Origin of the sequence: Sporosarcina luteola (assembly GCF_023715245.1) — a bacterium.
Classification (GTDB): domain Bacteria; phylum Bacillota; class Bacilli; order Bacillales_A; family Planococcaceae; genus Sporosarcina; species Sporosarcina luteola_C.
The window spans coordinates 109,728-131,413 of sequence record NZ_JAMBNV010000003.1; the positions used below are offsets into that span (position 1 = coordinate 109,728).

At 44.4% G+C, this 21,686-nt stretch carries 23 protein-coding genes; 19 read left to right on the plus strand and 4 right to left on the minus strand.

Annotated elements, in window-relative coordinates:
• The first annotated feature begins 52 nt into the window (after positions 1-52).
• A complete protein-coding gene (locus M3152_RS14535; protein ID WP_251696134.1) occupies positions 53-502 on the plus strand; it encodes a universal stress protein in 450 nt (149 codons plus the stop codon).
• Between the two features lie 85 nt (positions 503-587).
• Entirely contained in the window at positions 588-1,292 is a 705-nt protein-coding gene (locus M3152_RS14540) for a CBS domain-containing protein (RefSeq protein ID WP_251696136.1), read from the plus strand.
• A gap of 77 nt (positions 1,293-1,369) precedes the next feature.
• On the opposite strand, the gene M3152_RS14545 is transcribed toward M3152_RS14540, so the two are convergent.
• From M3152_RS14545 to M3152_RS14555, 3 genes are read right to left on the minus strand one after another with little or no spacing between them, the layout of a single operon-like run.
• On the minus strand, positions 1,370-2,599 hold the full coding sequence (locus M3152_RS14545) for a dicarboxylate/amino acid:cation symporter (RefSeq protein ID WP_251696138.1): 1,230 nt from the start codon (positions 2,597-2,599) through the stop codon (positions 1,370-1,372).
• A gap of 34 nt (positions 2,600-2,633) precedes the next feature.
• Positions 2,634-3,497: a diaminopimelate epimerase gene (gene dapF / locus M3152_RS14550; RefSeq protein ID WP_251696140.1), complete on the minus strand. Its 864-nt coding sequence runs from the start codon at positions 3,495-3,497 to the stop codon at positions 2,634-2,636.
• A 26-nt stretch (positions 3,498-3,523) separates the two neighbouring features.
• The gene (locus M3152_RS14555) at positions 3,524-4,537 is read right to left on the minus strand and encodes a D-cysteine desulfhydrase (protein ID WP_251696141.1); all 1,014 of its coding nucleotides are present in this window, start codon (positions 4,535-4,537) and stop codon (positions 3,524-3,526) included.
• A gap of 292 nt (positions 4,538-4,829) precedes the next feature.
• Here M3152_RS14555 and M3152_RS14560 point away from each other — a divergent pair, with 292 nt between their 5' ends.
• Both M3152_RS14560 and M3152_RS14565 read left to right on the plus strand, forming a co-directional pair.
• Positions 4,830-5,042, plus strand: coding sequence for a DnaB helicase C-terminal domain-containing protein (locus tag M3152_RS14560; protein WP_251696143.1), 213 nt, complete (start codon positions 4,830-4,832; stop codon positions 5,040-5,042).
• On the plus strand, positions 5,011-5,442 hold the full coding sequence (locus M3152_RS14565; protein ID WP_251696145.1) for a hypothetical protein: 432 nt from the start codon (positions 5,011-5,013) through the stop codon (positions 5,440-5,442). The genes M3152_RS14560 and M3152_RS14565 overlap by 32 nt, the downstream gene beginning before the upstream one ends.
• 335 nt (positions 5,443-5,777) lie before the next feature.
• Here the strand turns inward: M3152_RS14565 and gltS are convergent, their stop codons facing one another.
• Entirely contained in the window at positions 5,778-6,968 is a 1,191-nt protein-coding gene (gltS, locus tag M3152_RS14570) for a sodium/glutamate symporter (RefSeq protein WP_251696147.1), read from the minus strand.
• 488 nt (positions 6,969-7,456) lie between these two features.
• Between gltS and M3152_RS18125 the strand changes: the two genes are divergently transcribed.
• The 15 genes from M3152_RS18125 (at position 7,457) to M3152_RS14645 (ending at position 21,672) form a co-directional block, all read left to right on the plus strand.
• Positions 7,457-8,143 carry a GntR family transcriptional regulator gene (locus M3152_RS18125; protein ID WP_251696149.1) on the plus strand — a complete coding sequence of 229 codons (687 nt, stop codon included), beginning with the start codon at positions 7,457-7,459 and terminating at the stop codon, positions 8,141-8,143.
• 21 nt (positions 8,144-8,164) lie between these two features.
• On the plus strand, positions 8,165-9,313 hold the full coding sequence (locus tag M3152_RS14580) for an LLM class flavin-dependent oxidoreductase (RefSeq protein ID WP_251696151.1): 1,149 nt from the start codon (positions 8,165-8,167) through the stop codon (positions 9,311-9,313).
• A 2-nt stretch (positions 9,314-9,315) separates the two neighbouring features.
• Entirely contained in the window at positions 9,316-9,894 is a 579-nt protein-coding gene (locus tag M3152_RS14585) for an amino acid synthesis family protein (RefSeq protein ID WP_251696152.1), read from the plus strand.
• Complete coding sequence (locus M3152_RS14590; protein WP_251696154.1) at positions 9,894-10,697, plus strand: alpha/beta fold hydrolase; 804 nt, start codon at positions 9,894-9,896, stop codon at positions 10,695-10,697. The genes M3152_RS14585 and M3152_RS14590 overlap by 1 nt, the downstream gene beginning before the upstream one ends.
• Positions 10,687-12,207 (plus strand): aldehyde dehydrogenase, encoded by a 1,521-nt coding sequence (locus M3152_RS14595; protein ID WP_251696156.1) that lies wholly within the window; start codon positions 10,687-10,689, stop codon positions 12,205-12,207. Before M3152_RS14590 ends, M3152_RS14595 begins: the two co-directional genes overlap by 11 nt.
• A 41-nt stretch (positions 12,208-12,248) precedes the next feature.
• The gene (locus M3152_RS14600) at positions 12,249-12,548 is read left to right on the plus strand and encodes a hypothetical protein (protein ID WP_251696158.1); all 300 of its coding nucleotides are present in this window, start codon (positions 12,249-12,251) and stop codon (positions 12,546-12,548) included.
• Between the two features lie 35 nt (positions 12,549-12,583).
• A complete protein-coding gene (locus M3152_RS14605) occupies positions 12,584-14,029 on the plus strand; it encodes an aldehyde dehydrogenase family protein (RefSeq protein ID WP_251696159.1) in 1,446 nt (481 codons plus the stop codon).
• A gap of 10 nt (positions 14,030-14,039) precedes the next feature.
• Positions 14,040-14,312: a YciI family protein gene (locus M3152_RS14610; protein WP_251696161.1), complete on the plus strand. Its 273-nt coding sequence runs from the start codon at positions 14,040-14,042 to the stop codon at positions 14,310-14,312.
• Between the two features lie 98 nt (positions 14,313-14,410).
• A complete protein-coding gene (locus M3152_RS14615) occupies positions 14,411-15,076 on the plus strand; it encodes a cysteine hydrolase family protein (protein ID WP_251696163.1) in 666 nt (221 codons plus the stop codon).
• Between the two features lie 47 nt (positions 15,077-15,123).
• The gene (locus tag M3152_RS14620) at positions 15,124-16,569 is read left to right on the plus strand and encodes a cytosine permease (RefSeq protein WP_251696165.1); all 1,446 of its coding nucleotides are present in this window, start codon (positions 15,124-15,126) and stop codon (positions 16,567-16,569) included.
• A 54-nt stretch (positions 16,570-16,623) separates the two neighbouring features.
• Positions 16,624-17,139, plus strand: a complete 516-nt coding sequence (locus tag M3152_RS14625) for a flavin reductase family protein (protein ID WP_251696167.1) — start codon at positions 16,624-16,626, stop codon at positions 17,137-17,139.
• 602 nt (positions 17,140-17,741) lie between these two features.
• A complete protein-coding gene (locus M3152_RS14630) occupies positions 17,742-18,455 on the plus strand; it encodes a DUF5058 family protein (protein ID WP_251696169.1) in 714 nt (237 codons plus the stop codon).
• Between the two features lie 33 nt (positions 18,456-18,488).
• On the plus strand, positions 18,489-19,205 hold the full coding sequence (locus M3152_RS14635; protein ID WP_251696171.1) for a small-conductance mechanosensitive channel: 717 nt from the start codon (positions 18,489-18,491) through the stop codon (positions 19,203-19,205).
• 18 nt (positions 19,206-19,223) lie between these two features.
• Positions 19,224-20,483, plus strand: a complete 1,260-nt coding sequence (locus M3152_RS14640) for a M20 family metallo-hydrolase (RefSeq protein WP_435371951.1) — start codon at positions 19,224-19,226, stop codon at positions 20,481-20,483.
• 529 nt (positions 20,484-21,012) lie between these two features.
• Complete coding sequence (locus tag M3152_RS14645) at positions 21,013-21,672, plus strand: GntR family transcriptional regulator (protein WP_251696175.1); 660 nt, start codon at positions 21,013-21,015, stop codon at positions 21,670-21,672.
• The last annotated feature ends 14 nt before the right edge of the window (positions 21,673-21,686 follow it).

The following is a 21,686-nucleotide window of genomic DNA, read 5'->3' on the forward strand; positions in this document are numbered from 1 at the left end:
AATGTACCTTACTTGTCGAAGTAGTACATATGAAGAGAATGGAGTGAGATCTATGTCAATGGACTACAAACAAATAATTATCGCAATAGATGGATCAGAAGAGGCGGAATGGGCTTTCAAAAAGGCGGTAGCAATTGCAGACCGAAATGAAGCCACATTGAATTTGGTCAACATCATTGATACACGTTCGTATTCTTCTGCTGAAGCTTATGACCGTTCAATCGCTGAAAGCGCGTATAAATCCGCCGAGGAATTGCTGAACAACTACAAAGCGGAAGCTGTCCAAGCTGGTGTGCAAAACGTCAATGTCATTGTCGAATATGGCTCACCGAAAGTGATGATTTCAAAAGACCTCCCGAAAAAACTGAATGCAGATTTAATAATCTGCGGGGCGACGGGTTTAAATGCAGTTGAACGTTTCATTATGGGAAGCGTCTCTGAAAACATTGTACGCTCCGCGAAATGTGATGTTCTCGTTATCCGTAGACCTGAAGACTTGTAACGGGAAAGTGAAGACATGCACAGTTAGTGGTTAGTTGATGAGGGGAAAATGGGTATACTCCTTTCAAAAGGAGTTGCATGCGCTGATGACTGTGAAAAATTCAGAGCGTTTTATTGTCGCTTATAACCGGATTGAGAAAACACTTTCTGAAAAAGCGGATGGCGATGAGTATTCCCCATTTTACCGCCTGATTGATAAAGTGAAGATTACAAACTCCGTTGTTCGTAAATACGAAGATGATTTGCGGGAGCTTGGAGATTTGCGTAATGCAATCGTCCATAATCGAACAGACATCGACTATGTGATTGCAGAACCCCATGATGAAATTGTGGAGCGCATCGAATTGATTGAACAGAAACTAAGCAATCCACTTCGTGTAGGTGCTCTTTTCGGCTGTAAAGTACATACTTTGCAAGCGGAGGATCCATTAACTGCGGCATTGAAATTGATGGCCGAAAGCAGGTTCACCCAAATCCCATTTTATCAGAATGGTAAATTCAAGGGCTTGGTTACGGCTGCAGATATCACCTATTGGTTGGCGGGCCATTCGACAGAAGACTCCATTTCCCGGGAAATACCGACACTTTCCGAGGTTTACAATTATGAAGATCGTAATGAGCCATTTGAATTTGTCGACAAAGACCTTTCTGTGTATGAAGCTGAAGATTATTTCAAGCGGGCGATTTCAAGAGGTGTCCGTTTGGAAGCATTGCTCATTACAGAAAACGGTCATGCTGATGGAGAATTGATTGGGATCATTAGACCTTTTGATGTGCTGAAGATAAAATAAACTAAAAAACCCCATCCTCAATACTGGATGGGGTTTTCCGATTCGTTTGGACTTTTGGATATATACTTTTTCTGCTCTTATTCTACACTCACATTATCCATCCAGTCTTTTCCTTCCAACTGCCTTGTCACAAGCATACTTGCAACTGTGTCTCCGGTTGCGTTGACCATAGTTGCAGGTGGATCAACAACGACGCCGATTGCTGAGATCATCGGCAATGCCTGGATCGGCAGGCCGTAAAGTGTGACGATGACCATTTCACCGATAAACCCGCCGCCGGGAATTCCGCTCATCACAACACCTGACAGTAAGGAGATCGCTATCGCTGTTAGGAAAGTGCTGATTCCTGTAAAGTCCATATTGAACACGCCGAAGACGAACGCGATTTTGAGAATGGCAGACAGACAAGAGCCATCCATATGAATTGTCGCGCCGAGCGGCAAAACGGTTTCCCGTATATCCTTTGGCACGCCGATTTGTTTTGCTGCCTGCAAGTTGATAGGGAGGGTTGCAAAACTGCTCCCCGTGCCAAGTGCGGTCGCCGCAGGTGCAAGGATGTTTTTCCAAAAACGGACAACTCCTGTTTTTCCACCGGCAATGAATGCGTAAAGCGTGAATCCAATTACAAAGTATAGAAATGCAACAGGGTAATATAGGATGAACGCTTGCGCATAATCACCAATCAGTTCTCCGCCGAAATCTCCGATAAGTGCTGCGAAATAGGCGCCTAAGCCGATCGGTGCATAATACATGACGAGTTGAATCACTTTCATGAAGATTTCAGAGCCGCTTTCTAAAAAGCGGGCAAATGGCTTGCCAGCTTCGCCGGTCAACCCAGTCGCGATTCCTAATAACACCGAGAATACGATTAATGCAAGCATATGTTTACGTGAAAATAAATTTACAAAGTCCGGTACTGTAAAAGTATTTACGAGTTGATCGGATAACGACAGAACTTCCGTGTTTTCAACAATCTCCATAGGAACATCCACCCCGGAGCCAACCGGGAAAATAACAACGGCCACTAACATCGTGATGGATGCAATGATCCCTGTAATAATAAATACCGATAGCATGGAACCCATGATTTTTCCAAGGCGTTTCATGCTATCCATATTCGCGACAGCTGACGAAATGGAGAAGAACACAAGTGGAACAACAATCATGAATAGTGAATTTAAGAATAAATCCCCGAACGGTTTAATGACACTGGCCTTTTCTCCGAAAATTAGCCCAATAACGGATCCGATGATGATGGAAGCTAGAAGAATGAGTGGAAAACGATACGCTTTTAATTTTTTCGCCATGCAATTGCTCCCCCTTTTGAATTATATCTATCTATTACTCCCGACGCTTCCAGTGGAAGACTCCTTGAATCGTAGTCTCCGCCGGTCCGGTCATCCAAACATGATCATCGCCAGCCCATTTAATGCATAGATCTCCGCCGCTCAAATGGACTTTGACATCGATACCTTTACCGATATAGCCGTTTAAGATCGCTGCGACGACAGCTGCGCTTGCTCCTGTTCCACAAGCTTCTGTTACACCGGAACCTCGTTCCCATACTCTGTAATTCATTTCATTGCTACTAATGATTTCAACAAATCCAACATTCACCCGATCCGGGAAACGCGGATCTTCAGTAACGATTGCGCCCAACTCGTGTAAAGGTGCTTCCTCGATCGCATCGACAAAAAACACAGCATTTGGATTGCCCAAAAATAATGCCGTCACTTGCAACGAATGCGCCGCAACGTGAAATTCTTCTGCAATCACTTGGTTATCGTCAGGACCGTGCATCGGAATTTGACTCCGATTTAAGAAGGGCGACCCTAAGTCTACTGTCACATTGTCGATACACTCTCTATCGCCGTACACTTCGACAGTTACGATAGCCGCCTTCGTTTCAATCCGGAAGACGTTAGTAGAGACTAGATGATTTTCATAAGCATATTTTGCTGTGCAGCGTAAGCCGTTGCCGCAACTTTGTCCTTCCGACCCATCCTTATTGAAGATCCGCATACCGACATCCGCCACGTCACTCCGATGGATCACAATAAGTCCATCCGATCCTATGCCTGTATTGACATTTGAGACGTTTATCGCTAATTGATTGAAGATCGAATCATCGAATTCATGTGTGATCGCATCGATATAAATATAATTATTTCCAATTCCATGCATCTTCGTAAAAGGTATTTTCATAGGCTGTCCTCACTTCCGGTAAAGCTTCATAACACAAATAAATCATCATCGAACAGGGTAGGATTTGCATATAACGACGTAGACCCACCTGTATGAATAAACAGGATGTTGTCTTCTTTCTTGAATGCTCCCTTTCGAATCAAGTCGATGAGTCCTGCCATCACTTTTCCTGTGTAAACGGAATCGAGTAGGATGCCCTCCGTTCTCGCCAACATTTGTACCGCTTCAATCATCCCTTGTGTCGGAATAGTGTAGCCCTCGCCAACATAGCTGTCGTAGCAGTGGACACGATCTGCTAAGTGATTGTCTGATACATTTAAATAATCCGCTGTATGCTGCACAAGATTTGTAATGATCGGGATCTGTGTTTCGTTTGGTCTGGAAACATTGATGCCATGCACGTTAATAGGCGCACTGCTTGCATGGAAACCGACAATCAACCCCGCCTGTGTTCCACCGCTTCCACTCGCAACGACTACATCGTCAAGTACAAGCCCCTCTTCAAAAGTTTGTTGCAGGATCTCTTGGGCACACGCTGCATAGCCAACCGACCCCAATGCATTCGATCCTCCGATCGGAATTACATAAGGTGTCCTGCCCGCCATGGTTAATTCCTCGGCGAATGCGTGCGTTTCCGCTAGCATATCCGAGCCATACGGAACAACTTTGATAGACTCGGCACCTAGTAATTTAAATAGCAGGTTATTGCCGTTTGCATCCGGCTCATAAGGAGTCGCAACACCTTCCTCCAAAACTAGCTGGCATTTTAACCCTTCCTTAATGGCGGCGGCTAACGTGAGTCGGCAATGGTTTGATTGGAGAGCGCCACCGGTGACAATCGTGTCTGCCCCTTTGCGTATCGCATCGGCAATTAGGAATTCCAGTTTTCTCGTCTTATTCCCGCCACCGGCAAGTCCTAGTAAATCATCCCGTTTTATATAGATTGTAGGACCGTTCAATAGCTTGGTTAGATGAGTTAACTTTTCTATTGGTGTTTTTGCGTGTGTGTACCTTCTTCTCGGGTACTTTGCTAGTAACATATGGGCATCTCCACCTTCAAATTATTTGGGTCTGTATACTAAGGCGATTTTACATTTTCATCTCCTTTCGAAATTATGTGTAATTCAAAGTATCGATTAGAAAAAGTTTTCTGTCAATCCGAAATTCTACATTGTTCTACATATGTGGGGGTGAAATGCCTAATTAGTCATGGGTGTACTACAGTATATTTTAAGAATTACTTATTATGCTTCGCTTGCTGCAATGGATGGGTATATAAAAGGATAATCACCAACCATCGACAAAATGTCGAAAATGGTTGGTGATTTTTCATTGAGAAAAAATAAATTTCCTCTCGCAGTATCCTTTTCCCAAACTCGCATCTATATAGGGGATGAAAGGTCTGGTCAATACATGCTCGCGCAGTTGGAATTGATCGTGTCGAAGAACAGGAATGGTCCGGTGGGGACTGCTTATGCGGCTTACAATAAATTTACTGGGGAGGTCATTGGAATTGGAACTGACAGTGAAAGAGCTATTTCATGATGCGGTATTGTACGATGTGCCAAATATGGCGCATGCTGTTTATTACGCAGTGCAGAAGGGACTTGTGCAGTGGGATGACCCTGAAAGCCGGATTCCTTATGAGCAATTGGATTATGGGGCGATTGGGAGAATGCGGAATGAAAATTGGTTGGAGATGTGTACAGTCAAGCTATTCGTCGTGCCGCTTGGCGGGAGACGGTTCGCGATATATTTTGCGGAAAGAGAGGAGGAGGCGAGGATGCAGCATCGTAGGATTTACGGCATGCCTGCTAGGTGGGTGGGTGATGTGAGCAGCAAGATGGATTCGTCGGTTTACTGTGAAGAATCGAGACTGTGGCAGTCGTTTTGGGAGTTGAAGCGGCAGACGTTGGAGTTTCCTTGTTTTGTCGGGGAGTTTTAAGGGGGGCTGGATTGTTATCGGTCAGATCTCAATGGTTATCGATCACTTCTCAACTTTTATCGGTCACTTTGCGAGGGATATCGGTCAATTACCAGAAGTTATCGGTCACTTTCGAGGAGTTATCGTCATTTCGTGACTTTGGACCTAAAGTGGGCGGGATTAATTATGAGGTGCCTGTGTAAGACACTATTCAGTAAATACGCTACAATTGTATAAAAATTAAATGAGAAGCCGGGAGCACCAGCTTCTCATTATAATGATGTATACTTATTCAAATTGGTTGAATTATCATGAATGTTTCTTGCACAGGCACCATCAAAGTGGCACCGTCAAATTCACTTAGGTGCCAACAAGTTAATTGTTGTGATGATGATCGGTGCGCTGAAGACGACGTCCATTAGAAACGCGCCTACGATTGGGACGACTAGGAACGCGGTGCGTGAAGGTCCGAACTTATTGACAGTTGCACCCATATTGGCCATCGCGTTTGGTGTGGCACCGAGTCCATGTCCAAGGAAACCGGAAATCATTACCGCTGCGTCATAATCCTTGCCGAGTGCTCGGAACATGATGAACACGGAGAATCCGACAATGAAGACCACTTGAACGAAGATAATGCCGATGAGCGGAAGTGCTAGACCCGCGAGTTCCCATAGTTTAATGCTCATGAGTGCCATGGATAGGAAGATGGCGAGTGACACGTCTCCGATGAGATTGATTTCCTTCATGTTGACAGTTCCCGGCAGGAAACGGTCCATGATGTTGCGGATGAGCACCGCGAAGAACATTGCGCCTATATAACCGGGCAAGACAAAGCCGGTTGCTTCGGTGAACAGGTCGCCAAGGACTATTCCGCCTGCCATCGCTAATGTGATCATTGTCACTTGAATCATGAATGAATGTTGGCTGATCGGCTTTTCATCCTCTTCCATATACTCAGCCACTACGCCTTCTTGCGGTTTCAGGCCATGTTTGCCAATTAGGTGCCGGGCGATCGGACCGCCTGACAGGCTGCCGCAAATCAATCCGAGTGTTGCTGCTGCCATCCCGATTGTCACAGCGGAAGTAATGCCGAGACCCTCGATCGTCTGACCGTATGCAGCCGCTCCTCCGTGCCCTCCGCTCATCGAAACAGCGCCGCTCATTACGCCAAGCAGCGGATCAATATTGAACACTTTTGCAAGTGAGACGCCGATGACGTTCTGCATGAAAACGGTTACGCCACACAGCAGTAAATAGATGAGTAGTAGCTTGCCGCCAAGTTTGATCAGCTTAAAACTTGCACCCAGTCCAACTGTCGTGAAAAAGGCTACCATGAACAAGGACTGCAAGGATGTATCCAATGAAATCTCGATAATGCCGGTAGATTTCAAAATGAGTGCGACAATCGCGAACAGTAGACCGCCAACGACCGGCGCAGGAATGAGGAACCGGTCAAGGATGCCGATCCGGTTGACAAGCGCTGTGCCGAGCAGGTACAGTGCCGCCGCTAGAAATAAGGTTGATATCTGGTTGAGTTCAATCATGCAAGTTCACCTTTCCTTTACATTGAGAGGATGATTGGATGCAGCTACTTCCTCTCCTATAGTCAGGCCTTATCTGTGTACGATACCCGTTTCAGGATATTAAACACGCATAACCCATCCTTAAAAGGTAACAAATCTATAGCCAACTTGGAACAGTATAGGAATAAAAAATTGTCTTGGGAATTTTCTTGGAAAATAAATAAATTGTACCCATCCTACCGGGACCGCGCAATTACATTTTTCGAAGTTCATCTTAATGAGGATAATGCGTAGGGGAGAGGGGTGTAGTGAAATAACTACAGTAAACATTCTAAATATTTGTTGACATCTGATTAGTTCTATATTAATCTATAATCAAATCTCCTTGCATGGTACATGGTAAGTGCAAGAGGATACTAGTTTTCACTTCAATGTAAGTCGTCTTGTTAGGTAATGCATACGTTTTTCTACCATGGTACATGGCAACATGAATAAACAGAAAGTGAGGTGTGTTAGTCATCACTCAAACGATATTAACAACAAGTATCACGACTCAAGTAACCAATGCGATACGTACAGCAATCATTACGGGAGAATACGAACCTGGTAAACAATTGTCTGAAGCTGCATTATCACAGACGTATAAGGTGAGCAGGACCCCGATTAGGGAAGCGTTAAAGCAACTAGAACGTGAGGGCTTAGTTGAAATAATCCCACGCGTTGGAACATGCGTACTGAAACCGACGGAAAAAGATTTGGATGAATTATTTACGGTGAAAGAAGCTTTGGAAGGCTTTGCAGCAGGCGTCCTTACGGAAAGTGGAAACGAGGAAGCGATCGAAAAAGTTAAAGAATCAGTAGCTTTAATGGAGAAAGCTGTAGGGGAAAAAGATCATAAACTGTTTGTTGAATCAAATAATCAATTCCACAAAGCAATTCTAGATGGAGCTAATAACTCTAAGATGGGGTATTTCTACAATCTATTATTAAATCAAATTCCATACAATGGATATGTTTACCTAAGTATCGATGTTCCTAACCGTTTGGAAGAATCTCTGAAGGAACATCAACGTATATTGGCCGCCATCCTAAGTGGGGATCGGGAGGCAGCCGAAAAAACGATGCGAATGCATGTGAAAGAGAGCGCAAAGGGATTGAAAAAAGGGATAGCGAAAAAGTTGTATAACGATAACTGAAAACAAGGGGGAAGTATTGGTATGAAGTTCGGAATTTTTGCAAACCTAGCGGGGCCAGGTCGTCATGACGAGTATTACAAAGTATTGGATGAGGCGCGTGACCAAGCAATCTATTGTGATGAAAACGGTTACGATACCATTTGGTACACAGAACATCACTTCGGTCATGAAGGAAATGAATTGATTTCAAATCCACTGATGATGGGTGCAGACATTGCAGCTAGAACAAAAAATATTCGCATCGGTCAGGCAGCGAATGTCGCTACGTTTTGGCATCCATTGCGCTTGGCTGAGGATATTGCCATGTTGGACCAATTGAGCAAAGGACGCGTGGAAGTTGGTTTAGCACGGGGACTATACGGTCGTGAAGCAGCTAATCTAAATCCATTAGCAGATCCGAAAAACAATGATCAAAACCGCGCTTTGTTTGAAGAAACGTTGGAGATTATGAAGAAGGCATGGTCCAATCGCTTCTTTTCACATGAAGGGGATATTTACAAGTATCCGCCAGAAGGATTGAAATGGAGTCACCCAATGAGTCCAGCGTCTCCCGAATTCATGGATATGGAAAAAGGTGAAATCAATAAAATTTCGATTATGCCAAACACCTACCAAAATCGAATGCCTACGATTTGGCAAACGATTGATTCCCCGCGTTCAATTGAAATTGCGGCTGAAACCGGCATCAACGGGATGTTCTGGATGCCTACAGTGAAAGAGCTGAAAGGGCGTTTTGAATTATATCGTGAAAAAGCCTCGAAAGCACGTGGCTACGGAGTGCCGCTAGGCGAAGGGATTGCACTTGTCCGCGATGTGTATGTAGCAGAAACGATGGAGCAAGCTCGTGAAGACGCCGCCGAAGCAGTACTGAACACATATCGATGGATTTGCCACTGGAGGGGTCTTGGAAATCTGATGGATCCAGGTGAAGAAGTGAAACTTGGCCAACAGTTAACGTATGAATTCCTTCATCCGCGAAACCTATTATTCGGTACACCGGAGTATGTGACAGAAAAAATCCAGGAACTACAAGAAGAGTTGAATTTACAAAATCTATTGCTCTGGGTAAACCATAGTCATTTGCCGCATGAGAAAATGATGAAGAGTCTGAAGTTATTCACAGAAGAGGTAATGCCTAATTTCACAAAAAGTAAACAGGGGGTACTGTAAACATGCTAGAAATTCGTAAAGTATATACAGCGATTGAGGAAACACGTATTGAGGGCGGAAAGCAAATCGAAGATCCGATTAAAATGATCACAACGATGTTAGTGATGAAAAACCCATGGGTCAAGAGAGGTTTTGTTGAGGATTTGATGCCTGAAATCAACGAATATGCACCGCAGATCGGTGAATTGCTAGTGGCGGAACTGTTTAAGCATATTGAAACGGCAGACGATGTTGAAGCATTCGGTAAAGCCGCTGTTGTCGGAGTGGATGGGGAAATGGAGCATGCATCTGCCTTTATTCATACCTTAAAGTTTGGTAACAAGTTCCGAGATGCGGTGGAAGGCAAGAGCATTTTGCCGTTCACAAATAAACGTGGCGGTGCAGGGACAGCGGTCCTTATTCCGATGGTGCATAAAAACGAAGATTCGAAACGCTCCCATTTCCTTACATTCGAAGCGACGATTCCGGATGCGCCAAGAGCAGATGAAATTGTTGTTGCGATTAGTGTATCGACAGGAGGACGTCCGCACCCAAGAACGGGAGATCGCCATCAAGATATGGTCGAGATGGGACTTGTCTAATGCCAACGTTTTCGTATGATCAGGGGACCATTCATTATGAAGAAAAAGGAATGGGTGAACCGCTCGTTTTCATTCATGGAGTCGGCTTAGATCATGCAATGTGGGAGAAACAAGTGAAGCGTTTGTCTGAAGAGTACCGCGTAATTGTGTATGACATGTTAGGGCATGGGGGATCTTCGCATCCTCCCGGTCCTTATTCACTTTCCCAGTTTGTCGAACAACTTACTGCGCTTGTAAATGGCCTGGGCCTTGATAAAATTCACCTCGTCGGGTTTTCCATGGGCGGGATGGTTGCACAGGCATTTGCATTGGCACACATAGAGAAAATGAAAACGCTCACAATCATGAATGCGGTCGCAAATCGGACGGAAGAGCAACGAAAAGCAATTCTGGCACGGGTGGAAGAAGTGAGGAAAATTGGACCTGAAACTACGATTGAACCAGCGATTCAACGTTGGTTCACCCCTGACTATCTTACTGCTCAGGAAGGAATTGTCGGTCGAATCCGTACACGTCTTCAGACAAACAACCCGAATTCTTACCTATCTGCCTATACGTTGTTTGCAACGGCCGATCAGGAACTTTGGGGTAAACTGGATCAAATCAACATTCCGACATTGGTAATGACGGGGGAAGAGGATATCGGCTCTACACCCGAAATGGCGAAGCAAATCCAAAAGAAAATTGCTGAATCGGAATTGCTGGTTGTCCCTACTATGAGGCATATGCTTCCTGTTGAAAGACCGGATATCGTCAACGAAGCAATTCATTCATTCATCGGGAGAACAGTATTTGCGAGGTAAAGGAGATGCAGACTTGACAGAACTGATTACAGAGCTAAAAACATACGACATGTATATAAATGGAGAGTGGACAGCGTCATCAAGTGGAGAGTACTTTCCAAGCTATAATCCAGCGACGGGAGAGGCTTGGTGCCGCGTAGCAAAAGGAACGGCTGAAGACGTAGATCAGGCGGTGCGAGCTGCACATCAGGCGTTTTTGAATTCAGAGTGGACCCATATGACCTATACCGAGAGAGGCAAGCTTGTCAGGAAACTGGGTGAGTTGATCGCTGAAAACGTGGAAGAGCTTGCGCATTATGAAACGATCGATAACGGCAAGTTGATCCGAGAAATGCGAGGACAATTAAATTATTTACCTGAATTCTACTATTATTACGCAGGTCTTGCCGATAAAATCCATGGCCAAACGTTGCCGATGGATAAGCGGGATATGTTTGCCTTTACGACTCGCGAACCGCTTGGCGTTGTCGCTGCAATCACGCCATGGAATTCACCGCTTTACTTGACGACATTGAAATTGGCGCCTGCACTCGTAGCTGGAAATACGATTGTCATTAAGCCATCTGAAATGACGTCCGCTTCTCTTCTTGAACTTATGAAACTTGTGGAGGAGGCCGGATTTCCACCGGGAGTTGTCAATGTGGTGACTGGATTCGGCATGCCGGTTGGCGACTCGTTGACTTCTCATCCGCTCGTAAGACGGGTTGCCTTTACAGGAGGCACCGAGTCTGCTCGACACGTCGTCCGTAATACAGCGGAGAACTTCGCACAAGTGTCACTCGAACTCGGCGGGAAATCACCGAATATTGTTTTCGATGATGCAAATCCCGATAATGCCGCAATGGGAATCATAGCCGGGATTTTCGGCGCTTCCGGGCAGAGCTGTGTCGCCGGGTCACGTGCATTTTTACACGTTGACATCTATGACAAAGTAATGGAGAGACTTGTTGAACGTGTCTCGAAAATTAAGATTGGTGACCCGTTTGCAGCGGATACAGAAATGGGACCGGTTGCAACAGAGGCACAGTTGGCTCGAGTTGAGGAGTACGTATCCATCGGGAAAGCGGATGGGGGGACAATTGTTTTCGGAGGAAAGAGGCCAGAACACTTGGAAAAAGGGTGGTATTTTGAGCCAACCATCTTCGAGCATACCGATAACAAAGCGCGAATTACCAGGGAAGAAATCTTCGGGCCTGTCTTAAGTGTCATTCCATTTAAAGAAGAGGCGGAAGTGATCGAGTTGGCGAATAGCACAGATTACGCATTAGCGGCAGGGATTTGGGCGAGTGATATTGCAAAAGCCCACCGAGTGGCCAAGGCTGTAAGGGCCGGAATTGTGTGGGTGAATACGTATCGCAGCATATCACCAATCGCACCGATTGGCGGTTCCGGTTTAAGTGGACATGGCAGAGAAAGCGGTTTTGATGCAATTTATGAATATACGCAAAGTAAAGTCGTCTGGGTGAATACTTCATCCGAACCGATTCCTGATCCGTTTATTATGCGATGAACGACGAAGGTGAACTATTGATAGAGAGGAGAGCATTTGACATGCAAATAGACAAAACGATTCATTTGCCAGATCTGTCCTTCATCCGTTTGTGCAATGAAAAATATGGTGTCAACAGGGGACTCTATAATACTATCGATACGTTTTTTTATGAACGCGGATTCGAAAGAATAGTGGAAAGACGGAAAATCATACTCTCATTTCTTGATTACGTCCAAGAAGGTATGGATGAAAACACTAGCCGTACTAAATTTGGAAGTGGCGGATTAAAGATAAAGATTGATGAATATTTCAGTGAGGTTGAAAAACATCGTGAAAAGTCAATAATGGCAACCTGCTAAACAAGCCCATTCACAGAAAGAAGGTTAACCTGATCATGACAGAATCGTTAGCAAGTGTGAGAAAGAAACATCTACTTATTAATGGGGAATGGGTAGAAGCTGGTGAATATAGTTCGATTCGTTCTCCATATTCAGGTGATATCATCGCGGAAATACCTATGGCGACGGCAGCGGAAACAGAGCTGGCGATTGAAGCAGCCATGAATGCGAGGCAGGAAATGGCGAAAATGCCCGCTCACAAACGCGCAGAAATTCTGGAGAATTTGGTTCGTTCACTGCAAGACAGAGCCGAAGAAGCTGCTGAAATCATAGCGTTAGAAGCGGCGAAACCGATTGCTACAGCAAGGCAAGAAGTTAGCCGAACGATTGAAACATACAAGTTTGCGGCCGAGGAAGCGAAGCGCATTCACGGTGAAACACTCCCGCTTGACGCTGCTCGAGGAGGAGAAAACCGGTTGGCTTATACAGTGCGTGAACCAATCGGTGTGATTGGGGCCATTACTCCTTTCAATTTCCCGATGAATTTAGTTGCGCATAAAGTCGGACCAGCCATTGCTAGCGGAAATACGATTATATTAAAACCTGCATCGCAAACACCGCTATCCTCATTCTTCATCGCAGAGCTTCTTCTTGAAGCGGGATTACCTGCAGGAGCACTGAACGTTGTGACAGGAAGCGGCAGAGTGACAGGTGACAAACTCGTAACCGATGATCGTGTCAGTATGATCACGTTTACTGGAAGTCCGGCGGTCGGAATTGGAATACGAAGCAAGGCAGGGCTGAAAAGAGTCACCTTGGAACTCGGATCCAACGCGGCGGTGATCATCGATAAAGGCGTCGATATTGATAAGATCATTCCACGCTGTGTAAGCGGTGCTTTCGCTTTCCAAGGGCAAGTATGTATTTCTTTACAGCGTGCATATGTCCATGAGGATGTATATGATGAATTCGTTTCTAAGCTTGTCAATGAAACGGAAAAGCTGATAATAGGAGATCCGTTAGATGAAAAAACAGACGTGTCAGCATTAATTTCATCCGGAGACGTAGAGCGCACACTAAGCTGGATTCAGGAAGCGGAAAGTCAAGGCGCCACAGTTGCAGCAGGCGGCAAGTCGGAAGGTAACATCCTCTATCCAACAATTATTTGTGATGCGGAATCTACGATGAAAGTGTCTTGTCATGAAGTATTTGCACCAATCGTTGTGATCAATAAAGTGAAAAATATAGAAGATGCAATAGAACTCGTAAATGATTCACGATATGGACTTCAGGCGGGAATTTACACAAACGATATTAATACGGCGTTGAATGCGGCTGAAAATCTATATGTCGGCGGCGTGATGATCAATGATATCCCGACATTCCGAGTGGATAATATGCCGTACGGCGGAGTGAAAGAAAGTGGAACGGGTCGTGAAGGGTTGAAATATGCAGTAGAAGAAATGACGGAAATGAAGCTGGTTGTCTGGAACCGGAATTAGGAGGTAGAAGATGACGTATTACGCGGCACTGTTGCACATGATCGATCCTGAGAAAAATAAAGAAATCCTCCCCCATCATATAGCCTATCTGGATAGATTGGATGAGCAAGGGAAGATCTTTGCAAGAGGCCCTTTTACCGATGGAACTGGCGGATTAGTCGTCTATATCGCGGATTCATATGAAGAAGCTATGGAGATGGCAGAAGCGGATCCACACGTCGTTGAAAACGTACGCAGACTTGAACTGAAGGAATGGAAACCGATTGTAAGCCATGCCGAATAGGTGGAAAAGTTTCAAAGTCATGAAGTTTTTCCAATCAAACCATGCATGGTACATGGTAGATTCACCTCGGTGAAATGATCTTGAAAGGAGGCTGGCGAATGAATGGAGAGAATACGGCACTACTCTTAATTGATCTCCAAAAAGAAGGTGGTACTTCAGATGTCGTTGGAATGGAAACGATCATTAGTAAAACAGCAAGTCTGATTGAGATATGCCGTCAAAAGAAAATCCCTACCATTTACACACGGCATTTAAATAGGGGAGATGCGATTGGACTTGGAAACAGGGAACCGTTGAACGAAAAAGGAGAGCCGCTCTACTACCATACCGGTACAGAGGCTATTGAAATAATGGAAGAAGTGAAGCCCGAACCCGGTGATATCATCGTTGATAAGTACAGGTATAGCGGATTTCATGAATCCAGTTTGGATTTACTGTTAAAGGGTCTGAATGTAAAGCATTTACTTATTGGCGGCGTCCTCACAGATGTCTGTGTAATTTCGACAGCGATGGATGCTTACTATCGTGATTACCAGGTTAACTTGGTAAAGGATATATGCGGTACAACTACTGAAGGTTCACATATGGCGGCAACGCTAATGATGGCAAACTGGATATATGACATACAAATCTTTGATGCCGATCAACTATGCAACAAACTATTGGGAGAAGAATATAGGGTCTGGGCATCTGAGGGACCTGATGAATTGCAATTTACACCGGAGACGCTACGAGATGCTTATGCGAAATTAACAGTTACTTGATCGCAAGAGCTTTTTGCAACGATTTTGAATACAAAGGGGGAGAATGATTGAAAACGGCGGAGAAAGTGGACGTGTCAAGCATTGGGGTAGATGTTACGGAGCAAGCGTACGGTGGTCAAGATGTCGTTACAGTAGAACATTACGCGACGGATGAAGTTCCAATGAGCCAAAGAAATATAGGTTTCTTTGACATGATAGCAATATGGGTTGGAGCCAACTCGAATAATGCATCCTGGTACGTTGGGGGAACGGTTGCTGGAATGGCATTTGCCGGAGCGATTACAGTCACATTAATTTCTAATCCAATCGCTTATCTCGTTCTGGCACTTGTTGGCTATATGGGCTTTAAAGTTGGAACTTCCACAATGGCATTAACAAGGCCGGCTTTTGGAATTAAGGGAAGTCTTTTGCCAACGGTGTTAAATACCATCGTTTTTTTAGGATGGGCGGTCGTTAATACGTTCATTGCCGTCATATCCATGAGTTTCATATTAAAAGGTTTATTTGGTTGGCCCGCTTATGGTGAGCCAGGTAGCGCGGGACCGATGATTCTGGGCATTGTCTTCATGAGCATTTTGAATTTAGCTGCCGTTTCATTGGGAAGGAATTCAATTAAAATTGTCGAAAGAATTGGAATCGTGTTAGTTCTGGCTTTAGGTATTTGGATTACGGTTGTCGTGTTGAAAACACATTCAATTGCAGACATCATGGCTTGGAAGGCACCGGCGGATGCGATTATGCCGGTTGGGAAAGCGATAGATATTATGGCTGCTTTCAGCTTAGCTTGGGTTCTAGGTATTGCTGAGTTCACGAGGTATACAAGGTCCGCTAAAACAGCAACAGTTGCACCGCTTTTAGGAGCATGCCTTTCTCTCATGTGGTTTGCATTTATCGGCATAATCGCTACCATTGGTGCAGCGATTACGACAGGAACATTTAATCCGGATAATTCGGATCCAAGTTCAATTGTGACGAATCTTGGACTTGGTTGGTTTGCATTGGTGCTGATTGTTGTCGCATGTATTACAACAAATGTGGTGAATCTGATGGCCGCGGGAATTTCAATTACCAACGTAACGAAGAAAATCAAGCCGCTTCATTCCATTTGGCTTGTAACTGTATTGGCGGGGTTTGCCATGCTCATTCCACTTTACTTGGCCAGTTTCTTATATACATTTATGGGCTTCTTAGAATACATCGGTATGGTATTGAGTGCATTGTTGGGAATTTTGGTTGCCGACTACTTCTTTGTCCAAAAGCGTTCCTATGATGTAAAGGAATTTGAGAAAGTGGGCGGGAAATACTGGTATTCAAAAGGTGTCAATATTAGAGCTGTAGCTGTCTGGGCATTCGGGGTAGTCTTTTTCTTAATGGTCCGTGACTCTATATTATTGGGGAATTCTGTAGGTGCCGTATACCCAACCATTATCGTAACGGCAATACTCTACAGCCTCGTATCTTTGCCGCGACGGAAGGTTGCAAATTTGTTGTAAGTAGAAGTAACAGTAGCAGGAGATAGCATTCTAATTAAAAAGGAGAGATCAATCATGCAAAAAGCAGAAAAACAGGATTTATTCAAACAAATCATGGGGAATTACCCAACAGGGGTGACAATTGTGACAACAACCGATGAGGACGGAAAGCCTGTCGGGTTGACAGTTAATTCATTCGCCTCTGTCTCTTTAGATCCGCTCATGCTTCTATGGTCCATTGATCACCGTGTGTCGTCACTGAAAGCGTTCACAGAGGGTGGAAAATTTGCGGTCCACGTTCTAGCAGGTGAACAACAAGAGCTTTGTAAAACGTTTGCGAGTAAAGTTGAAGATCGATTTGCTGCTTGTGAGTGGAACCTTTCCGAAAACGGCTTGCCGATTATTGACGGTGCATTCGGAGTATTTGAATGTAAGACGTTCAAAGCGATTGAGGCAGGCGATCATACCGTTTTGATTGGAGAAGTTACAGATATTCGAATTGATCAAGAGAAAGACCCGATGCTCTACCACCGAAGAGTGTTCGGACCGATTCCCGAAGAGTTTTACACGCCAAAACAACCTATCGCGTAAGTTACTACTAAAGAAGCCCCAATCCTTCATTTAGAAGAGGTTGGGGCTTCTTATGATAATAAGTGAACGATGTAGACGTTGACGGGGCACGTAAAGGGGTGCCTCAGTTTGGCCATGTGGCAATGGATTGGATAGCATCTGTATTAAAAATAGGCACCAGATACCCGAACAATTTCAAATTGTACAAATGCCTGATTTACTTACTAATCTACATCCAGCACCAACCTATCGACAAAAAACGTCGGTCATGGGTCGGTGTTTTTTCATGGTGTGCAGAAGATCTGGACCGCAAAGGACTGTCACAAAATAACCAATATAGGCAACTCCCATTTAATACTTTCATTACGGAACGTAGGTTCTAATAACTAACTAAGTTCGTAAAATGGTTACATGTAATTAAAAAATTAATAATGTCCAAATATCCTTGCACCTAATTTGCCATTGCTGTATAGTTGTGAAATCAGAAGAGTCAAATAATAATATTTTTATTGGCCAAGTAGGAAACTCCAACATTGATGGAGACGAATACTTGGCCTACTATATAAAAATGTTTGATTGCATTCTAGATATGGAATCAGACAATCTAGGAAGGGGAATTGCAAATGCCGGGAAATGTAATGAATATCGCTAGCAGCAATATCGTCTGGATCGTTGCTTTCTTCGTAATGGGTGTCGTGATTTTTCAAGCAATCATGTTCATGAACATTGCTAAAAAAGCTGCCCCTGATGCAGGATTAACGCCTACGGAGGTCTCAAGAGCGATAAGGACAGGTTTTATTAGCTCACTTGGCCCTTCATTTGGGATTGCCATTGTCATCGTTTCGTTAATCGCACTCCTTGGTCCGCCTATTACAATGATGCGAATCGGAATTATCGGATCCGCGGCAACAGAAACGGCGGCTGCTCATATTGGTGCGAAAGCTTTCGGCGTTGAGCTAGGGGGCGCTGGATTTAATGAAAAAGCCTTTGCGACAGTCGTTTGGACGATGTGTTTAGGTGGGATGGGCTGGCTTCTCGTCACATTTCTTTTCACAAAATCCCTTGGAAAAGCGGAGAAAGCAATTCGTAGGAAAAACCCAAAAGCGGTGGCAAGTATTTCCTTGGCGGCAATGCTTGGGGCATTCGGATATTTAGCAAGCGAACAAATGCTTAAAGGGTTGGGCTTTTTCTTCGCAGGAATCGCCTCACTCGGAATCATGATTGTCTGTATGTCGATTGCCGAAAAGAAAAATATAAGTTGGCTGCGAGAATGGTCACTTGGAATTTCAATGGTTTGTGGAATGATTGTCGGAACGATGGTCATTGCTCTTACCTAGAAAATTACTTTGTATAGTTAAGGAGGAATGAAAATGAGCATGAGTCAAGAGGTTGTTCGTACAGCTAACAAAGCAAAATCCGAGCCTGCTAGTAGTTCAATGACGAGGTTTCATGAACAGTCCCACTTTTGGGGTCGCTTAACGATTTTATTAGTAATGATTGCATCAGTAGGATTACCGATGTACTTGTCGTTCGTACTCGGTGCACACCCGGGATGGGGAGCGATTTTTGCCGGACTCCTAGGTTATGCAGCGTTTATCGGGGTGTTGTGGATTGTTGAACCTGTAACGTACTTCCCGATTCTCGGGATAGGCGGAACGTATATCGCCTTTTTATCGGGAAATATTGCGAATCTATGTGTACCTTGCTCATCGGCTGCCCAAAAGGCTGTCGGTGCTGAACTTGGAACGCAAAAAGCTGAAATAGCTGGCGTGCTCGGTATTGCCCTCGCTTCATTAACGAATACGATCGTCATTATTTTAACTGTTTTGGGAGGAACATTTATCGTCAACTTAATCCCTGAGTCTATCCAAGCGTCGTTTGTATTCGTCCTGCCTGCTATTTTCGGTGCAGTGTTAGGTCAATTTGCCTTTAGTAAGCCTAAGTACGGCGTCATGGCGGTACTACTCGGGATCGGGGTCTTTTTCTCGCCAATCCCATCATTAATTAAAATTGCTTCTTGTGTTGCGATTTCAATCGCTGTCATTTATAACGTGGAAAAAGCGAAGGATAAGAAGGCTCACGGGTAAGGGGGAAAATGATAAATGGTGAATACGAGTCTACAAAAACTAACAATCAACCAAAAACGATTGCAAGAACATATTGATAAGCTCGCCAAAATTGGAAAGTTTGGTGAAACTGGCGTATGTCGATTGGCTTTGTCAAAGGAATATAAAGAAGGAATTGGACTTGTGAAGCGGTGGATGGAACAAGCCGGCTTACAAACGAGAGTCGATGACTTCGGGAATTTAATTGGCCGACTGGAAGGGAAAAATCCGGATACGCCCATTTTGATGCTTGGCTCACACATTGACTCACAGCCTTCCGGTGGACGATTTGACGGTCCAATCGGTGTTCTGGGCGGATTGGAAGTTGTCCAAACGATGCAGGAAAACAATATTCAGCCTGAAATGCCAATCGGAATTATGGCTTTTTGCGATGAAGAGGGCTTCCGTTTTAATAAAGGATTATTCGGATCCAGGGGAATTACCGGCCAATTAGATGAAGGTGAACTTGAACGTTCGGATAAAGACGGGGTGACAAGGCGAGAAGCGTTACGTGAGTTTGGGGCTGATCCCGATAAGCTCACTGCTTCAGAATATCCAAAAGGATCGATTGATACGTATATTGAATTGCATATTGAACAAGGCCCTGTGTTAGAGGAAGCAAATGCTCCCGTAGGAATCGTTACAGGAATCTCGGGGCCTCTCTGGCTAACCGTAGAACTGACTGGGTCCGCGGGCCATGCCGGTACCGTTCCAATGAAGTTGCGGAAAGACGCATTAGTTGGTGCAGCTGAAATAATTTCCGGATTGAAAGGTATCGTAACGCAAGATCAAGATGCCCCGACTGTCGGCACAGTTGGCAACTTAACCATATATCCGAACGCGAGAGCAATTGTGCCGGATAGGGTGATCTTTACGATCGATTTACGAGATAGTAACTTGGACAGACGCAACCGATATGAAGCACAATTACGTGATTACATTGACAAAACCGCCCAAGAAAATGGTCTGAAGTATACGATATACGAAGATACGAATATCTCTCCAGAGCCATGCAGTGAAGATATTTTAGACGTTATGCGTGAAGAGAGTAAAGCGATGGGTCTGGAAGTCGTTCCGGAACTAACGAGCGGGGCGTTCCACGATGCGCTCTCCATGGCACAAGACTGTAAAATTGCAATGATTTTTGTACGATCTAAAGATGGCATCAGTCATGATCCAGCGGAATTTTCAACCTATGAAGATATTGCTGCCGGGACTGAGTTATTGTATAAAACAACGGTCAGACTAGCGACTACATAAAAGAACAATGGCACATTATCTCGGCTACCTGTTTTACTCAGGGAAATCCGAAATAATGTGCTTTCTTTGTTTACTTCAAAGTTGCATCGGTACGTGAAATCATTTTTCCAAACTGAGATATCTCTTGAGAGGAAGCCTGCTGCTATTATAGTCAATCCACTTTTCCAACTCTCTTTCGACAGCCCTGTTTTGCCACTCAAACCAAACCTCTGAACATTCACCGCAATGGCTTTCCACTCCACTATTATTATGGGAATCTCTGTAGGTGAAAAAGGTGGTTTTGCGACAGATATAGCAAAATACTTTTTTATCCTCATAATATTTATGTACCAAGAGAATCAACTCCTCAACTTTTATACCCATTCTTTCCAGTTCTACTTTATTTCATACGAAAACAGAAAGTGGGGCTTGTATTTGTTCGTTGTGACAGACTATTTATTATATAGAAATATAATTGACAAATTGAAAACATTGTTCTATTCTGACTTTAGTATACCGTATACTGTCGACGAGAATTGAGGTGGACAAAATGTCGCAGTTCGTAGTGAAGAAAACGACTTTGAAGGAACAAGTCTATGACTATTTGAAAAACGGAATCATCATGGGGGAAATCGCTCCGGGCGAGCGGCTGATCGAAGAGAAAATCTCTGAGACGTTGAAAGTGAGCCGCAGCCCGATCCGTGAAGCTGTCAGGATGCTAGAGAAGGACGGATTGTTGGACGTGCATGCAACTGGCGGAGTGACTGTGGCCAATCCATCGACGGAAGATTATCGGAATCTTTACGAAATCAGGGTGGAAATGGAATCGCTCGCAGCTTATTATGCCGCGCAACGCAGAAGCCGGGACGAGATTACATTAATGGAATCCTATGTAGAAACCATGAGAAAAGAAGCCGATGCCAACAATCTGAAAGGGTTGCTGGAAGTGAATTTCAAGTTTCATGAATCGATTGTCTATGCTAGTCGAAATCCATTCCTCGAAACGATGACACTGCAATTACGGGGGGTGAACAGCTTTTACAGAAAGGCGATTTTGGAAAAGAATCCAGGATATGCGCAAGAAGCACACGATGATCACGAAAAAATCTATCAGGCGATTGTTGAACAGGACCAGAATAAAGCTAGGGAATTAATGAGGCAGCATATCGAACATGATTATCAATCATTCATGATAATGGCCGCTAAGTAGGGGGGAAATCCAAC

Bases quoted from the DNA above. Each gene is read 5' to 3' on its own strand.
- M3152_RS14535 (WP_251696134.1), top strand. From the start codon at position 53: ATGTCAATGGACTACAAACAAATAATTATCGCAATAGATGGATCAGAA.
- M3152_RS14540 (WP_251696136.1), top strand. From the start codon at position 588: ATGACTGTGAAAAATTCAGAGCGTTTTATTGTCGCTTATAACCGGATT.
- M3152_RS14545 (WP_251696138.1), bottom strand. From the start codon at position 2,599: ATGGCGAAAAAATTAAAAGCGTATCGTTTTCCACTCATTCTTCTAGCT.
- dapF (WP_251696140.1), bottom strand. From the start codon at position 3,497: ATGAAAATACCTTTTACGAAGATGCATGGAATTGGAAATAATTATATT.
- M3152_RS14555 (WP_251696141.1), bottom strand. From the start codon at position 4,537: ATGTTACTAGCAAAGTACCCGAGAAGAAGGTACACACACGCAAAAACA.
- gltS (WP_251696147.1), bottom strand. From the start codon at position 6,968: ATGATTGAACTCAACCAGATATCAACCTTATTTCTAGCGGCGGCACTG.
- M3152_RS14580 (WP_251696151.1), top strand. From the start codon at position 8,165: ATGAAGTTCGGAATTTTTGCAAACCTAGCGGGGCCAGGTCGTCATGAC.
- M3152_RS14585 (WP_251696152.1), top strand. From the start codon at position 9,316: ATGCTAGAAATTCGTAAAGTATATACAGCGATTGAGGAAACACGTATT.
- M3152_RS14590 (WP_251696154.1), top strand. From the start codon at position 9,894: ATGCCAACGTTTTCGTATGATCAGGGGACCATTCATTATGAAGAAAAA.
- M3152_RS14600 (WP_251696158.1), top strand. From the start codon at position 12,249: ATGCAAATAGACAAAACGATTCATTTGCCAGATCTGTCCTTCATCCGT.
- M3152_RS14605 (WP_251696159.1), top strand. From the start codon at position 12,584: ATGACAGAATCGTTAGCAAGTGTGAGAAAGAAACATCTACTTATTAAT.
- M3152_RS14610 (WP_251696161.1), top strand. From the start codon at position 14,040: ATGACGTATTACGCGGCACTGTTGCACATGATCGATCCTGAGAAAAAT.
- M3152_RS14615 (WP_251696163.1), top strand. From the start codon at position 14,411: ATGAATGGAGAGAATACGGCACTACTCTTAATTGATCTCCAAAAAGAA.
- M3152_RS14625 (WP_251696167.1), top strand. From the start codon at position 16,624: ATGCAAAAAGCAGAAAAACAGGATTTATTCAAACAAATCATGGGGAAT.
- M3152_RS14630 (WP_251696169.1), top strand. From the start codon at position 17,742: ATGCCGGGAAATGTAATGAATATCGCTAGCAGCAATATCGTCTGGATC.
- M3152_RS14635 (WP_251696171.1), top strand. From the start codon at position 18,489: ATGAGCATGAGTCAAGAGGTTGTTCGTACAGCTAACAAAGCAAAATCC.
- M3152_RS14645 (WP_251696175.1), top strand. From the start codon at position 21,013: ATGTCGCAGTTCGTAGTGAAGAAAACGACTTTGAAGGAACAAGTCTAT.